Origin of the sequence: Chryseobacterium sp. Tr-659, from assembly GCF_011752975.1 — a bacterium.
In the GTDB taxonomy this organism is placed as follows: Bacteria; Bacteroidota; Bacteroidia; order Flavobacteriales; family Weeksellaceae; genus Chryseobacterium.
In genome coordinates this window covers 351,594-368,066 of record NZ_VWWP01000003.1, presented here as the reverse complement: position 1 = coordinate 368,066, position 16,473 = coordinate 351,594, and the positions used below count along the sequence as shown (strand labels likewise).

Here is a 16,473-nt window from a genome sequence, read left to right as displayed (position 1 = left end):
TCAGAGTGTTAAATGTGATGTTAATTATAGTCTAAAAGATTATTTTATTCTTTAAAAACAATAATTTTGTATAGATATTCCTATGCGATTATTATGTATGCTCTGGTAGATTGTAACAACTTTTTTGTTTCCTGTGAAAGGACCTTAGATCCTGAGCTGGAAGGCAAGCCCGTTGTGGTTCTTTCCAACAACGATGGTTGTGTTGTATCCCGCAGCAAAGAAGCAAAAGATCTGGGAATTCCCATGGCAGCTCCGGCCTTCAAGTATAAAGAGCTCTTTCAAAAGCATGATGTAAAAAGCTTTTCCGCAAAATTTGAATTGTATAATTATAAAAGCCAGCAGGTAATTAATATTTCGAAATCTTATGTTCTTGATCATGAAGTTTATAGTATAGATGAACTATTTCTCGATCTGACAGGTTTTAAATATATTGATATCTATGAATATTGTACTAAAATCAAGGATGAGATCAAGGAGAAAGAAAATATTCCTGTAAGTATAGGAATTGCCCCCACCAAAACCTTATGCAAAGTTGCGAACAGGATTGTAAAAGATTTTCCGGATAATTTCAATGGAGTTTATATTCTGGATACACCCGAAAAAATTGAAAAAGCCCTGAAGTGGCTCAATATAGGTGATGTCTGGGGAATTGGACGAAGACTGGCGGCCAAAATGAATGATAATGGGGTCTACAAAGCCTGGGATCTTCTTCAGAAACCTGAGATGTGGATTCGGAAGATTATGGGAATTCATGGCGTAAGAATGATTAATGAACTGAAAGGAATCCGCCAGCTTGAGCTGGATACACCATCCCCTAAAAAATCAATAGCAGTTACCAGAAGTTTCATGCAGATGCTTACAAAGAAAGAAGAGGTGCGGGAACGGGTAGAAACCTTTGGAATGTATTGCTCAGAAAGATTACGTAAGCAGAACACCTGCTGCAAAATGATTACTGTTTTTGTGCAGACCAACCGCTTTAGAAAAGATCTTCCGGAATATCGGAATGCAATGACAAGGATTCTTTCTAATCCTACCAATTCATCTATCCTTATCGGAAGAGTGGTGAATGAACTTTTTGAAGCTATTTATAAAGATGGGTTTCATTATAAAAGAGCAGGTGTCATAGTTAATGACTTTGTACCCGAAGATCAGAGACAAATAAGCCTTTTTGAAGAAGACATACAAAATCAGCATCTTCCTGTGATGAAGGCAATGGATGCTATGAACAGAAAGTTTGGAAAGGATAAAGTCCGTCTGGGAAGTATGAGCGGAGAAAATACCTTTGGACGTGCAAAATTGTCTCCGGAGTATGAGGCTTTCCTAAAAAATAATACGCTGCCGGAAGCCAATTTCAGATTTCATTAAATGTATCATTCTTTATAAGTGGAAAAGAGATAAGTGCAGTCCAGTTTCTACTTCCTCTCGTATTTCCAGTTCCTTCCTTTTCCTTCTGCAATCCATTCCAATGCCTGCTGCATCCTTTTATTTCGGGTTGTTTCTGTTTTGGCTTCTGTGATCCATGTAATATATTCTTTTCTAAATGATGGAGAAGCCTTTTCAAAAATATTCAACGCTTTTTGATCGGTATTTAAAGCTGATTGAAAATAATCAGGAATTTCTATTTCTGTTTTGGAAGGAGCCGTCTTCTTCATGGTAACGCCCATATCCGTAAGTTCCATTGCTTCTCTGATCGCTTTTTTCAGTTGAGGTTTTGAAGGAAGGTTCTCAATCTTAGTAATTTTTCCCAGACTGAACATTGAATTCTTTTCAATATCCTGAGTGATTTCCTGCATGGTTTTCATTTCTTTTTCCAGCCAGAAACCGAAAGTACAGTGCTGTTTGAAAGAAGCCATTGCACAAAGATTTTTCCCTTTGTAAATAAAATGGGGAAAACTCCATTTCATAGTCTCCTCAGCATTAGGGCAGAACTCATGAACCGTTTCGCGGATATAATTCAGAACCGGTTTTGCAAAATCCTGAGATTTTTCGATATAAGCATCTATTTTAGGACTGTATTTTTCCATTGTTTTATTGGAATAATTGGATGATTTCATTGACCAGGAATTTCACCTGATCAGGTCTTCCTCTGTCATTCTTGGGATTGTTCAGGTAGCTTCCTGTTTTTACAATGACCATATTGTATTCAGGAACCATAATGATGTATTGTCCCTGAAGCCCGAGAAAATAATAATGCTTAACAGGGTTGTCATGATTAATCCAAAGCCCCATTCCATAGATCTCTTCAGACTTTTGGGTTGGTGTTCTCATCAGCTCGATAAAATCAGAATTGAGAAGCTGTTGATCACCTGCTTTTCCATTATCCAGAAACAGCTGTCCCAGTTTGGCAAAATCGCGGGCATTGGAATGAATACAGCAGTACGCTTTTTCCATTCCATAATCATCTGTGCTCCATTTTGCATTTTGTTCCATTCCCAGCGGAATCCAGAACTTTTCAGATAAATAGCTTGCCAGCGGTTGATTAAGCGCTTTTCTTACGGCAAAACCAAGCAGTTGTGTAGATCCGCTTTGATATTCGAATCTGGTTCCGGGCTCTTCTTTAAACCTCCTTGGAAACACAGCTTTTACCAGGCTTTTACCATAATAGGCTTTGGCATTGGGAAGAAAAGGATTATTATAATTCTCATCCCAGTCGAGACCGGCTTCCATTTGAGCTAAATTTTTGAGAGTAACCTGATTTCCGAATGTTTTATCTTTAAATTCAGTATGAAAATCAGCAAGCTTTTCATCAATGGAAGAAATGATTCCTTCCTCAAGAGCTTTGCCTAAAAGCATTACAGTAACTGCTTTTGCCATGGAAAAAGAATTGGTTTGTGAAAGCTGGTTATAACCTTCCCAATATTGTTCATGAAGAATTTTACCATTCCTTATCACTACAAAAGCAGCTGTTTTGGAATGTGTTAAATTTTCGACTAAATCTTTAGGTAGTTCTTTTTTATTGTATTCAGAATCTTCTTCCCATAACATGGGTTCCTCTGTCGCAATAGGATTGCTTGGGAAAAGATCTCCGTCATCAATATAGGCACTTGATTTTCCTTTAAGATAGGTCTTGGAAATACCACTGAACAAATAATCATATCCCAGAAAATAAGCTGCTGCTGCACCTGCTGCTGCACCGCCTATCATATATTTTAGTATTCTCATTTTTTCATGAATCGGTCTCTAACAAATTTAGAATAATTTGTTCATAAAAATTAAAACGAATCAGGAAATAAGTTCTTTTTTCATGGTTAAAATTTGAAGAACTAGAGTAAGAAATTAACACATAGGTTGACAAAAAATGAAAAAGCCCTGAAAACAGGGCTTTTGATTATATTTTAGAAAGTAGATTTCTGAAGTTGGTCTTCTCATCAATAATTCTTCTCAACTCTGAAACAGGAACTCTTTCCTGCTGCATGGTGTCTCTGTCTCTGATGGTTACCGTATGGTCAACAAGTGAATCGTGGTCTACGGTAATACAGTAAGGAGTACCAATAGCATCCTGTCTTCTGTAACGTTTTCCGATGGCATCTTTTTCTTCGTAGAACAAATTGAAATCGTACTTCAGATCATTGAAGATCTTTTCTGCATACTCTGCCAAACCGTCTTTCTTCATCAATGGAAGAATAGCGGCTTTAATCGGTGCAATAGCAGGCGGTAAAGATAAAACTGTTCTCTCTGAACCGTCTTCCAATACTTCGTCTTTTAAACAGTGAGAGAATATAGAAAGGAATAATCTGTCTAAACCTACAGAAGTTTCTACTACATAAGGAACATAGTTTTCATTTCTTTCCGGATCGAAGAACTGAAGTTTTCTTCCTGAATGCTTCTCGTGAGCTTTTAAGTCAAAATCTGTTCTTGAGTGGATTCCTTCCAATTCTTTAAATCCGAATGGGAAATTAAACTCAATATCAGCCGCTGCATTGGCATAGTGAGCCAATTTCTCATGATCGTGGAATCTATAATTTTCATCACCTAAACCTAAAGCTAAGTGCCAGTTCAGACGTTTTTGCTTCCACTGCTCGTAGAATTCAAGTTCTGTTCCCGGAGCAACGAAGAACTGCATTTCCATTTGTTCGAATTCACGCATTCTGAAAATAAACTGTCTTGCAACAATTTCGTTTCTGAATGCTTTACCAATTTGTGCAATACCGAAAGGAAGCTTATGACGTGAAGTTTTCTGTACATTCAGGAAGTTAACGAAAATACCCTGAGCCGTTTCCGGTCTCAGATAAAGATCCATGGCACTATCAGCAGAAGCTCCCAGCTTGGTTCCGAACATTAAGTTGAACTGTCTTACTTCTGTCCAGTTCTTGGAACCTGTATCAGGATCAGCAATCTCAAGCTCTTCAATCAATGCTTTTACATCAGCAAGGTCTTCATTTTCCAAAGATTTTGCCAGCCTTGAAAGAATTGCCTCTCTTTTTGCTTTGTATTCCAAAATTTTTGGATTCGTGGCAACAAACTGATCTTTATCAAAAGCATCTCCGAATCTCTTCGCTGCTTTTTCAATTTCTTTCTTCTCTTTATCTTCAATTTTAGCACAATAATCTTCCACTAAAACGTCTGCTCTGAAACGCTTCTTGGAATCTTTATTGTCAATCAATGGATCATTGAAAGCGTCTACGTGGCCTGATGCTTTCCATGTTGTTGGGTGCATCAAAATTGCCGAATCAATACCTACAATATTTTCGTTCAGCTGTACCATAGCTTTCCACCAGTATTGTTTGATATTATTTTTTAGTTCGGCCCCGTTCTGTCCGTAATCATAAACAGCGGATAAACCATCATAGATCTCACTCGATGGGAAAATAAAACCATATTCTTTAGCGTGAGAAATCACTTTCTTGAAAACATCTTCTTGCTTTGCCATAATTTTTTTATGTCTGATGTGCAAAAATAATGTTTTTTATTGGGAAAATATTAATACCTGTAAGATCCTACATTAGACACGGACATTAAAAAGCATCCTCCTGCACCAATAATAAATAGAATACCAGCAATAATAAGCAATAATATCTTTGCTATCCGGTATTTTTTTAATGGAACAAAAATAATTACGGCAACCCCTATCATGACTGAGATCACCATTAATTTTACAAAAAAACCGAAATAGTCTGTCATAATTTTTTAATTTGAGCCGAATCGTATACCAAGATAAAGATTTTATCTGAAGTTTGCTATTCTTATATTTAGGAGCCGGGAACCTGCTTTTCACTCTATCTTTTGCCTTGCAAAAGGATGCCGTTACAATCAGGGCTATATCACTCGAAAATTTCTACTTTTGCATCATGTTAGAAATTCTTTATCGTGACGAGCATATTATTGCCATCAACAAACCCAGCGGATTACTGGTTCATAAATCTTTCTATGCGGGAGAAGCAGATACCTATGCCATTCAGGAGCTGAAGAAACAGATTGGACAAAAAGTGTTTCCTGTACATCGGTTAGACCGAAAAACTTCAGGAGTTTTGCTATTCACTTTAGATAAAGATACCCTTAGAGTCATGAGCGATCAGTTTGCATCACGCGAAGTAGAGAAGAAATATCTGGCAATTCTGCGGGGTTGGACGAAAGAAGAAGAAACAATTGATTATGATTTAATTAATGAAAATGAAGTTAAGCAAAATGCGGTTACCTACTATCGCCGTTTGCAGACTTCGGAAATAGATTTACCTTTTTTAAAACATCAGACTTCGAGATATTGCTTGGTAGAAGCAATTCCTGAAACAGGAAGATTTCATCAGTTGAGAAAACATTTTAAACATATTCTGCATCCTATTTTAGGTTGCCGAAAACACGGTTGCAATAAACAGAACAAATTGTGGCTTCAAACATTTGGCATCAACAAAATGACGCTTCACGCCCATCAGTTGATTTTTAATCATCCTGTATCTAACGAAAGAATGACAATAAATGCTGCTATAGATGACGAATTCAAAAGAGTAGGAGACATTCTGAATTTCGATCTGAGTGCATATTCTTAATTTGAATTCGACGATTTTATTTAATAAACTTCCTATGTAGAAGTAGGAAGTATCCTTGTCAAGGTTTCAAACCTTGACAAGGATGGACAGAGATAAAAGGGAGGTAGTTTCAATCTTCACTAAGTGAAACGCCTTTGCGAACAAAAAATGTTTTCACTAATGTTATCATCTTTTGTAAACGTAACATTAAAAAGTATTTCGATGGTTATGCAGATGTTACGCTCCTTGATAGAGGCTGTATATGAAACATTTTGATAAAATATCACAGGTTAATCAACTATTAATTTTAAAATGAGTAATTTTGTAAAACTTTTTTTCAATGTACAAAAGTATCATCAGACCTGTTCTCTTCAAATTTGATCCCGAAGAAGTTCATCACTTTACTTTTTCGATGCTTAAGAATTTTGGATTTCTCACTAAATTATTTTTCCCAAAACCTGTTGAAGACAAACGTCTGGAAAGAGAAGTTTTCGGATTGAAGTTTAAAAATCCTGTAGGACTGGCCGCTGGTTTCGATAAAAATGCAGTGTTATTTAATGAACTGGGAGATTTAGGTTTCGGATTTGTAGAAATCGGGACGGTAACCCCAAGAGCTCAGGCAGGAAATCCTAAGAAAAGATTATTCCGTCTTATAGAAGATAGCGGGATTATCAACAGAATGGGATTCAATAATGACGGCCTTGAAGCAGCTATTGAAAAGCTGAAATCCAATAAAGGAAAAATAATCATCGGGGGAAATATCGGAAAAAATACCGACACAAGCCCGGAAAACTATACCCAGGATTATTTGGACTGTTTCGAAGGTCTTCATCCTCATGTAGACTATTTTGTCCTGAACGTAAGCTGCCCGAATGTAGGAAGCCACGCCAAACTTGAAGATGTAGATTATCTGAGAGAACTGATTACGGAGGTGAAAAAAATCAATCAGTCAAAAGCTGTACAGAAACCTATATTACTAAAAATAGCTCCGGACCTTAATAACAATCAGTTGGACGAAATTGTAGACCTTATTGCTGAAACAAAAATTGATGGTGTAATTGTCTCCAATACCTCTGTCAACAGAGAAGGTCTGAAAACCTCTCCTGAAGTTTTAGAACAAATAGGAAACGGTGGTTTAAGTGGAAAACCGATCCGTGAAAGAAGTACAAAAATGATCAAATACCTTTCTGATAAAAGTAACAGAGCATTTCCAATTATCGGAGTAGGAGGAATTCATTCTGCAAAAGATGCAATCGAGAAACTGGATGCCGGTGCAAGCCTGATCCAGTTATATACCGGATTTATTTACGAAGGCCCGGAACTGATTAATGAGATTAATAAGGAAATTCTGAAAAGAGCGGGCAGATTGCCAAGATAAGATATAAAGAGAGTTGATGTAACTCTCTTTTTTATTTTGACTTTATAACAGATGCATTTTTTAGATCTACAGTAAGTTTATGCGCTGGTGTAGTATCAGATTTTCCAATCTTATATTGTATCGTTTTTCTGTCTTTGGATTTTGTTTTGGTAACGTCATAAATATTTTCCCAGCAGCTTTCAGTCAGGAATTGTTCATAATTTTTATAATTCCAGTCTTTTGTAAAATAAAGAACCCTATAGCCTTTTTCACCGTCGCTTGCTCCGCATTGTCCGCAGGCGTTAAAATTTGAAGTTTGTTCAAAATAGAGCAATACTCTGTTCCCATTTTCTCCTGAGGCATAGGAAATCAACTCATTTCCACCAGCCTTATTAATAAAATCATAGGTATTGATCTTTTTATTATTGGGTAAAAAGAGATAATTGTTGAGGCGGTAGATCATAACATTTCCTGTGTAAAGTTTTACCTGCTGAACTTTTTTATCGATATAAAAATGCCCCGAAACCGGGTTTTTGCTGCTGTTCACCTCTTCAAATATAATATATTCCTGAGGAGACAGCTTTTGTGCTATCTCATCTGTTTTTTCTACTTTTTGCAGAGAGGTGATCTGTTCTTTTAGTAGTTTGGAGCTCTGTTTCTGTCTGGGTCCAAAATTATATAATGAAAGATTCCCGTAATAATTATAAATTCCGGTGAGCGGTATTTTCTTTTTGTATTTGTCATAATAATACCATCCGTCAACATAATGCTGATACTGATCACAGTCTACCAATCCTGTGTAATGAAGTTGCATAGTAATAGGAGATCCTCCGATTTCTCCCGTAAAAGTCTGTGATGAGTCTGTTACTTTCTTTAATTCAATTTTTTGACAGAGGAAAAATGTGAGGGATAAGAAAAAGAAAAGGGTAAAATTTTTTTTCATGGTTAGGATATCGTGAATTTTAGTTTTATCATAGGAAAAAATGGGCAATCGTATAGATAATGAGCCCTACCAGCCCTCCCACCAGCGTTCCGTTTACGCGGATAAACTGAAGATCTTTTCCAACTTCCAGTTCGAGCTTTTCACTGAGTTCTTTTCCCTGCCAGTTTCCAACGGTTGTACTGATGAGGTTTCCAAACTGATGGGTATTTTTAAGAATATATTTATAGGCTGTTACCCGAACCCAATGATCAATTTTGTTCTGAAGGTTCTCGTCCGTTTTTAAATTCTGTGCAAATTCATTCAGATTTTTGGAAAGGTAATTTTTTAATGCTGAATGCTCTTCCTGCAGTTCTTTCATCAATGTCTTTTTGATGGAAACCCAGATGTCATTGGAGTATTCATCAAGTTTATCCGCTTTCAGAAGTCCGTTTTTGATGGTTTTGAACTCTTCATCCCATTTCGGATCTTCTTTAAGATCAACAGAAAATTCATGAATCTTCTGAGTGATCAGATTTCTGACTTCATGCTGAGGGTTTTCCTCAATTTCTTTAAAAAAATCTGAAAGCCCATCCGCAATCTTATCCGCAATTTTATTATCTACAAAAGATGGAATGAATGAGTAGCTGCCTTTCTTTACACGGTCTTTGATCATTTCATCATTTTCAATAATGTATTCTTTAATCTGCTTAGAAAGATTGGTAACGATTCTTTGATGATCATTTTTTTCCAGAATATAATTGATGCCGTTTCCAACCACTTTATTAAGCTTAATATCATCGGTCATTTCCGATACTTTTTTACTGATGAACTGGCTTACGGCAGAATCGTCAAGTTTATTAAGAATATCCAGCACAATATCTGAAAGATTCCTCAGCAAAATTTCCTGATTTTTTTCTTTACCGAGCCATTCTCCTGCAAAGTTGGAGACTTTAAGTTTTTGAATATAAGGACGGATATTCTGTGGCGAAAGAAAATTACTTACCACAAAACTTCCCAGGTTATCACCTAATCTCTGTTTGCTGTTTTCAATAAGATTGGTATGCGGAATAGGAAGCCCTAGAGGATGACGAAACAGGGCGGTTACCGCAAACCAGTCGGCGAGTGCACCTACCATTGCGGCTTCGGAAAAAGCACGTACATATCCAATCCAATGAGAACTGTTGGACTTCTGTAATATTGTGGTAATAATGAAAATAACGGCCATCAGGACAAATAACCCTGTAGCAAACGCTTTATATTTTCTGAGCTGTTTTCTTTTCGCTTCGTCATTCATATTCTCAAATTTACTAAATTTGGTTATGGAACTATTTACTACTGAACCACAAAAGTTACAAAAGTTTTATTTTAAACACTTTAGCGCCCTAAGTAAGCTCAGCGTTATATCCTGTTATAAGTTCATATAAGAAGAGAATCAAAGATTTTCATCAACTAAAATGTACTTTAATAAGGTTATATATTACTTCTTAAACTTAAGTGCTTTTATAAATCTCATGACTTTTGTGGTTAAGAAATAAATAATTAAAATTTACGATGAAGTTTTTAGTTTCAATCATTATATTAATTGTTCTGCAGTCATGTACGCAGAAATATCAACCTATTAAAATCCCTTCTATGGAAAATACAGAAGCAAAAAACAATCCATACTATTCCAGAACTGATACGGCAAAACTCAATATTTCCAATGAAGAGTGGAGAAAAATACTCTCTCCGGATCTTTATGCAATATCTAGGGAAGCTGCAACAGAAAGAGCTTTTACTGGGAAATATAATGAATTTGATGAGATTGGAGATTATTATTGCGCGGCTTGCGGAAACCATTTATTTCGCTCTACTTCAAAATTTGCAAGCAGTTGCGGGTGGCCAAGTTTCTTTGAAGCTGATAAAGAAGGAGTGTATTATAAAAGAGATCAGTCTTATGGGATGGATAGAGTAGAAGTTCTTTGTAAAAGATGTGATTCCCATCTGGGACATGTTTTTGATGATGGTCCAAAACCTACTGGGTTGAGGTATTGTATGAATTCCATAAGTCTGGAATTTGTAGCGGATAACAAGAATTAAGCATTATTATGAAAGAACTGGAATTTCCGGAAGAAAGAAGAAATGTTTGGTATGCACTTTCCGACCTGTATCTGGATACAGAACTTCAGGAATGGCAGTTTCAGTATATGGCAGATATTTTTCTTAAAAGTCCATTTAGTCTTGAGAAAATTAAAAAGATAGATAAATACGAGGTTTTTCCTGTACTTTTTTCCAATCTGTTAGATCCCGCAGGTGAGTGGGCAGGATTTGATGAAAAGAGGTTAGTTAAAAATATTATGAAGTGGATGGATTCCAGAAGTCAGCTGGATATTCTTGCCATCAAATTTATTTATCTGTTTTATGAACCTATAAATAGGAGTTATTGGAAAAAGCTTGAAGATATTTATAATCAGACAGATGGATAACCTACCGTTAAAGTTTCTTAAATAGCGTTAAACTTTTTTGAGTTATAACCCCTTGGTAATTATGTTTTTATAATTTTGCCCCACTAATTTGGATTTATATATTATTGAATGAAAGGATTTTATAGTGTGTTGGGCCTTGTTTACATGGTGACGACTTCATTCTACATTTCTCCAAGAGTGGCAATGAAGAATGTAAACGTTAATACAACAAAAACAGAAAAAGTAACTGACGTGAAATCTGAGAAGAATACAGTGACGGTATCTTCATCAGAAGCATTGTATCAATCAATTGCATTTGACCCTGAGCATGAGCTGAACTATGAAGTGTTCTCAAAAGCATTAACCGGGTTTGAAAACTTAAAGAAAGCAGGATTGCTTAACCAGGACTCGCATTTATTAACTATCTGCGATTTTTCTATGTCTTCCAATACCAAAAGACTCTGGGTAATAGATATTGAAGACAAAAAAGTACTGTTCAACTCATTGGTTGCCCATGGTAAAAATACAGGCGAAGAATTTGCGACGAATTTTTCTAACAAGGAAAGTTCGTTGCAGAGCAGCTTAGGATTTTACATTACGGATGCAACCTACCAGGGAGACAACGGATATTCTTTGAAATTACTGGGAATGGATAAAGGATTTAATGATGCGGCTTACAGAAGAGCTATTGTAATGCACGGAGCCAATTATGTAAGTGATGATTTTGCTGCAATGCACAAAAGAATCGGAAGAAGCTGGGGATGTCCCGCAGTTCCAAGAGAGCTTACACAGCCGATTATTAATACCATAAAAGGCAGAAATTGTCTGTTTATCTATTATCCCGATCAGAATTATCTTTCTTCCTCAGAATGGTTAAAAGCATAAAGTAAAAGCTGTTTCATTTTTGAAACAGCTTTTTTGTTTAAGGTTGTGTACAATTGCTTCCTATAAGCGGTGTATAAGTAGTTTGAGTTTGAGTAGTGTGGAATTTAAAGTAACATCCATTATAATAAACCCCTTCCATATATCCTTGTAAATAATTGTTGGCATGCGATATATCAAGATCTACCACTTTTGTCTGATAAAGCAGCGTAATCTTATTATCAAGGATGGTGTGGCCAATAAAAGCCCGCTCAGCACCCAATGCAGAAAGAATTGAATTTACTTGTGTTTGTGTAAGTGACTGCTGGGCCATTCCCCGGTACCAGTACAATCCGTAGCTGCTGCTGGTAGCTGTTTTGCAATCCGGAGATGTGCAGGTCTTATTGATGACAGGATTTACATATGTATTAAGTGTGGTAACAGACTGGTTCAGTGCTACGACTTCAGGACTAATACCGGCATGCAGAAATAACGTATTTCCGGCACGTTCAATCATATTTTTACTACGCAGCCACTTGCCGAGCTCACTGTTAGCATCATATAATGTTGCTAACGTTTCTCCCAATACCGGCATATTATCCGTATACTTCGTGTGTACATACCTGAAATCGCCAATGAGGTTCATAATATCATGATTGCCCAAAATAAAATGTACTTTTCCTCCTGCTGCAGCGGCTTCCTGCTCTAGTTTATAAATCAGCCACAGGCATTGTGTTACATATTGACCGCGATCAAAAACATCGCCCATAATAAATAAGTGACTGTTGCCATAACTCCATTTATAGTTTGAATCAATAACCCCGGCTTTTTGCAACATTAATATAAAACCCATGATGCCGCCTTCAATGTCAGATGTAGCAAAATATTTACCCGGCAATGTAGAATATTCTGCTTGCTCCCTGTTTGCTAGCTGGGGTTGCAGGCTTAGGGGAAAAGAATTCCCGTCAGGCAGCTGTACGGTTAGTGCAACCTGGCTTCGTGTGGGAAATGTTTGGGTAATGAATCCCTGTGCTCTGTCAATACTTTTCACGATATAGCTGTTGTTGCGAAAAAATACATAAGGGCCGTCGGGATCTTGCGAAGGGCTTTCAGCAATTTTACAGTCAAATGAAACATCACTGCTGCTGGCATTTTGATTATGTACCTCTATAGCAATAACGTTATCTCCTGTTTTAAAATGTGATGAAGGAATAGTATAATTAAAAAAATTGTTTTCCTGCGCTGTCGGCAGATAAGTGCTGGTTCCGGTATTATAACTGATAGTTCCCGATTGTGGCAGTAATGCTGTCCGTATAACTTCCGTTCCGTTAATGTAAACAACTGCAGCATCATCATGAATCATAGATAATGTCAGGGAAGAAGGAAGAGAAGCTGCATCAGCAATATTAATATGTTTTCTGAAATAATAGGTAATATGTCCCGATTGCAGTACGGTGGTCTCATCACCATCGCCAAATCCGAACTGTCCCGTTCCGGATGACCAGCTGTCGTCATTGAAAGCAGAACTGCGCCAGGCTGTACCCTGGTTTGAGCCATTATCGAGATATTTCCAACTGGAATTAGGTAGCAGCAGCTGAGCCGTCTGCTTCATTTGGTTTTTGATATTGTTCCCGTTATCTGAAGACTCAGGTAAGGAAGCATCTAAAATATTGTTCTGACAGCTGATGGCCAGGAAGAATACCATAATAAAGGTACCATACAATTTCTTTTTCATGTTGAGGTGTAAATTTTGATTGATTTGATGTTGATAAAAATTCAAAGTACTATTCTTTATTTTTCAGAAACCACAGCATATTTAAGTTAAATTAACTCTATTTGTGATTTTTAAAATAAAAATAATCGCTTTTATAGTTGATAAAAGTAATGTAATTGAGTGGTAAAATGGTATTTTGGTAAAAAATAAATAATATTTTCCATTTATTGAAATAAAATTAATATTATTTGAGTTTTAGGTGTAATGTAGTCGTTTAAACAAGGGTTGGGTTACGTTGATAGCCTTATAATTATAAGTGTCTTGCTTAAGAATTTATTCAAAAATAAGGAGCTATTATTTAAAAATATGAGAATTAATGAATGAAATAATCAGTCTTTTTGAGATTACCATTAGTGAATTTTTGGAGTTTATAAACTAAAAAATCCTTGTCCACATGGTAAACAAGGATTTTTAAATTATTCTTTACTTTAAAATTAACTGAATTTCTTGAAGACTACGGTTGCATTATGCCCCCCGAATCCAAAAGCATTGCTCAGTGCAAAATTGATGTTTTTCTCTTTTGCCTTTCCAAAGACAATATTAATATCCTGAGGAATATTCTCATCAATACTATGAAGATTGATGGTAGGCGGAATAATACTGTGTTGGATGGCTTTTATCGAAAGGATTGCTTCAACAGCTCCTGCCGCACCTAATAAATGCCCGGTCATTGATTTTGTAGCACTGATATCAAGATTTTTACTTCCTTTAAATGCATTGTTGATGGCCTTTAACTCAATAAGATCTCCCAACGGTGTTGAGGTAGCATGCGGATTGATGTAATCGATGTCCTCCATATTAGCACCCGCTTCTTTCACTGCCAATTGCATTGCTTTGATCGCTCCTGCTCCTTCCGGATGGGGTGCTGTCATATGATAGGCATCTGCGGTCATGGCAGCTCCTGCCAACTCAGCATAAATTTTTGCCCCTCTGGCAACAGCATGTTCATATTCTTCAAGTATCAAAGCTCCCGCGCCTTCACCCATTACAAATCCATCTCTTTGCGCATCATAAGGACGGCTGGCTGTGGCAAAATCATCATTTCTTGTAGACATCGCCTTCATAATAGAGAATCCTCCGATTGAAGCCGGAGTGATTGCCGCTTCAGAGCCGCCGCTGATGATTACTTTCGCTTTTCCAAGGCGGATATAATTGAAAGCGTCCATCAATGCAGTATTTCCTGTTGCACAAGCAGAAACTGTGGTATAATTGATACCCTGAAGTCCGTATTTCATAGAAATCATTCCGGATGCCATATTAGCGATGAATTTCGGAACGAAAAACGGATTGAAACGAGGTGTACCATCACCTTTTGCAAAATCCATTACCTCACTTTCGAATGTCCACATTCCGCCTTGGCCTGTTCCCCAGATCACGCCCGTATCGAAAGGATCCATTTTTTCAAATTCCAGCCCGGAATCCTGCACCGCTTCAGCAGAAGCATACATTGCATATTGAGTGAACATGTCACTTCTTTTAATCTCGTTATGATTCAGGTGTAGCTTAGGATCAAAATTTTTAACCTCACAGGCAAAATGTACCTTAAATTTTTCTGTATCGAAATGGGTAATCAACCCGGCACCACTGATTCCTTTAATGCTGTTTTGCCAAAATTCTTCAACATTATTTCCCAAAGGTGTCACAGCACCTAATCCTGTAATGACAACTCTCTTCATAGTTAGTTACTAATTTTAAATAGATTAGACTTTCATGTGATAAATCTTATTTACCCATGCTCCATTTTTCTTCTTTCTTTTATCATCTAAGTTTTCGACTGCAATATTATCATTTTTCTTTCGCTGTAGACGAATAATCAGCCATATTATTTATTGCATAATAAAAGAATTTTTGTGTTTTGGATATATTTTCCTTTTATACTATTATTTTTCCAAGATCATGGTTACTCCTTGTCCACGGGCTGCACAAATAGATATAAAACCTTTTCCGCTTCCTTTTTCATGGAGTAATTTTGCTAATGTGGCGATAATTCTTCCTCCTGTTGCAGCAAATGGATGTGCTGCAGCCAGACTTCCCCCTTTTACATTTAGCTTAGTTCTGTCAATTTTTCCCAGTGCTTTTTCAAGCCCGAATTTTTTTGCCAGATCATCATTTTCCCAGATCTTTATTGTTGCCAGAACCTGTGCTGCAAAGGCTTCGTGAATTTCGTAATAGTCAAAGTCTGATAAATTCATTCCTGCTTTTTTAAGCATTCTGTCTGCTGCGAAAACCGGAGCCAGGAGTAGATTCTGTTTGTTCTCAACATATTCTATCCCAGCAAGCTCTGAAAAACTGATATAAGCTAAAATAGGAAGATTATTAGCATTTGCCCATTCTTCACTGGCTAATAAAACAGCAGAGGCTCCATCTGTAAAAGGAGTAGAATTTCCTGCCGTTAAAGTACCATTCTGTTTATCAAAAGCAGGTTTCAGTTGCGATAACTTTTCCATGCTGCTGTCACGTCTCAGATTATTATCCTTTTCCAAACCGAAAGCGGGAGTGATCATGTCATCGAAGAATCCTTCGTCGTAAGCCTGGGCCATATTTTGATGACTTTTCAATGCAAGTTCATCCTGTTCTTCTCTCGGAATATTATAATACTTTGCAGTAATTTCAGTATGCTCACCCATCACCAATCCTGTTTTCGGCTCCTGACCTTTGTAAGGAATAGGCATCCAATCTTTTATCTTTGGGCTCAGAAGTTGTTTTAACTTTCCGAATGCTGATTTTTCCTTATTGGCTTTAAGCAATGCTTTTCTTAACCTGGGGGAAGACTCAAAAGGGATGTTGCTCATGGCTTCCACGCCGCAAGCGATACCACTTTCAATTTGTCCCAGTGCTATTTTATTTCCGATGTATATTGCCGCTTCAATGCCCGTATCACATGCCTGCTGGAGATCACATGCAGGTGTAGCCGGATCAAGGCTCGTATTCATTACGGTTTCTCTGATGAGGTTGCTTTCTGAAATATGTTTAATGACTGCACCGCCGGCAACTTCTCCAAGACGTTTACCTTTCAGGTGGTAACGGTCAATAAGTCCGTTGAGAGCTGCCAATAAAAGCTCCTGATTTCCCTGCTCTGCATAAGCGGTATTCATTCTGGCAAAAGGGATTCTGTTGTATCCTACAATAGCCACTTTTTTTGTTTCCATATT

General features: G+C 37.0%; 15 protein-coding genes. 6 read left to right on the top strand and 9 right to left on the bottom strand.

Annotation, left to right across the window (positions count from 1 at the left end):
- Positions 1–66 precede the first annotated feature (66 nt).
- Positions 67–1,365, top strand: coding sequence for a Y-family DNA polymerase (locus F3J23_RS09260; protein ID WP_228455309.1), 1,299 nt, complete (start codon positions 67–69; stop codon positions 1,363–1,365).
- 47 nt (positions 1,366–1,412) lie between these two features.
- Here F3J23_RS09260 and F3J23_RS09255 read toward each other — a convergent pair whose 3' ends face one another.
- The 4 genes from F3J23_RS09255 to F3J23_RS09240 all read right to left on the bottom strand — a co-directional run bounded on the left by F3J23_RS09255 (position 1,413) and on the right by F3J23_RS09240 (position 5,121).
- Positions 1,413–2,054: a YdeI/OmpD-associated family protein gene (locus F3J23_RS09255; protein ID WP_228455308.1), complete on the bottom strand. Its 642-nt coding sequence runs from the start codon at positions 2,052–2,054 to the stop codon at positions 1,413–1,415.
- Positions 2,029–3,162, bottom strand: a complete 1,134-nt coding sequence (locus F3J23_RS09250) for a serine hydrolase domain-containing protein (RefSeq protein ID WP_167027395.1) — start codon at positions 3,160–3,162, stop codon at positions 2,029–2,031. The genes F3J23_RS09255 and F3J23_RS09250 overlap by 26 nt, the downstream gene beginning before the upstream one ends.
- Before the next feature lie 166 nt (positions 3,163–3,328).
- A complete protein-coding gene (locus F3J23_RS09245; protein ID WP_167027392.1) occupies positions 3,329–4,870 on the bottom strand; it encodes a glycine--tRNA ligase in 1,542 nt (513 codons plus the stop codon).
- A gap of 50 nt (positions 4,871–4,920) precedes the next feature.
- A complete protein-coding gene (locus tag F3J23_RS09240; RefSeq protein WP_167027389.1) occupies positions 4,921–5,121 on the bottom strand; it encodes a hypothetical protein in 201 nt (66 codons plus the stop codon).
- Between the two features lie 167 nt (positions 5,122–5,288).
- Here F3J23_RS09240 and F3J23_RS09235 point away from each other — a divergent pair, with 167 nt between their 5' ends.
- Together F3J23_RS09235 and F3J23_RS09230 are read left to right on the top strand one after the other, a co-directional pair.
- Positions 5,289–5,984: a pseudouridine synthase gene (locus F3J23_RS09235; RefSeq protein WP_167027386.1), complete on the top strand. Its 696-nt coding sequence runs from the start codon at positions 5,289–5,291 to the stop codon at positions 5,982–5,984.
- A gap of 319 nt (positions 5,985–6,303) precedes the next feature.
- Positions 6,304–7,341 (top strand): quinone-dependent dihydroorotate dehydrogenase, encoded by a 1,038-nt coding sequence (locus tag F3J23_RS09230; protein WP_167027383.1) that lies wholly within the window; start codon positions 6,304–6,306, stop codon positions 7,339–7,341.
- A gap of 31 nt (positions 7,342–7,372) precedes the next feature.
- Here the strand turns inward: F3J23_RS09230 and F3J23_RS09225 are convergent, their stop codons facing one another.
- On the bottom strand, positions 7,373–8,263 hold the full coding sequence (locus F3J23_RS09225; protein ID WP_167027380.1) for a hypothetical protein: 891 nt from the start codon (positions 8,261–8,263) through the stop codon (positions 7,373–7,375).
- A 28-nt stretch (positions 8,264–8,291) separates the two neighbouring features.
- Complete coding sequence (locus F3J23_RS09220; protein WP_167027377.1) at positions 8,292–9,536, bottom strand: DUF445 domain-containing protein; 1,245 nt, start codon at positions 9,534–9,536, stop codon at positions 8,292–8,294.
- Between the two features lie 338 nt (positions 9,537–9,874).
- Between F3J23_RS09220 and msrB the strand changes: the two genes are divergently transcribed.
- The 3 genes from msrB to F3J23_RS09205 all read left to right on the top strand — a co-directional run bounded on the left by msrB (position 9,875) and on the right by F3J23_RS09205 (position 11,571).
- Positions 9,875–10,321, top strand: a complete 447-nt coding sequence (gene msrB, locus F3J23_RS09215; protein WP_228455307.1) for a peptide-methionine (R)-S-oxide reductase MsrB — start codon at positions 9,875–9,877, stop codon at positions 10,319–10,321.
- Between the two features lie 8 nt (positions 10,322–10,329).
- Complete coding sequence (locus F3J23_RS09210) at positions 10,330–10,707, top strand: hypothetical protein (RefSeq protein ID WP_167027371.1); 378 nt, start codon at positions 10,330–10,332, stop codon at positions 10,705–10,707.
- A 108-nt stretch (positions 10,708–10,815) separates the two neighbouring features.
- A complete protein-coding gene (locus F3J23_RS09205; protein WP_167027368.1) occupies positions 10,816–11,571 on the top strand; it encodes a murein L,D-transpeptidase catalytic domain family protein in 756 nt (251 codons plus the stop codon).
- A gap of 37 nt (positions 11,572–11,608) precedes the next feature.
- Here F3J23_RS09205 and F3J23_RS09200 read toward each other — a convergent pair whose 3' ends face one another.
- The 3 genes from F3J23_RS09200 to F3J23_RS09190 all read right to left on the bottom strand — a co-directional run bounded on the left by F3J23_RS09200 (position 11,609) and on the right by F3J23_RS09190 (position 16,470).
- Positions 11,609–13,282, bottom strand: a complete 1,674-nt coding sequence (locus F3J23_RS09200) for a metallophosphoesterase (RefSeq protein WP_167027365.1) — start codon at positions 13,280–13,282, stop codon at positions 11,609–11,611.
- A 473-nt stretch (positions 13,283–13,755) separates the two neighbouring features.
- On the bottom strand, positions 13,756–14,997 hold the full coding sequence (fabF, locus tag F3J23_RS09195; protein WP_167027362.1) for a beta-ketoacyl-ACP synthase II: 1,242 nt from the start codon (positions 14,995–14,997) through the stop codon (positions 13,756–13,758).
- Positions 14,998–15,201: 204 nt separating this feature from the next.
- Positions 15,202–16,470: an acetyl-CoA C-acetyltransferase gene (locus F3J23_RS09190; RefSeq protein ID WP_167027359.1), complete on the bottom strand. Its 1,269-nt coding sequence runs from the start codon at positions 16,468–16,470 to the stop codon at positions 15,202–15,204.
- Positions 16,471–16,473 lie beyond the last annotated feature (3 nt).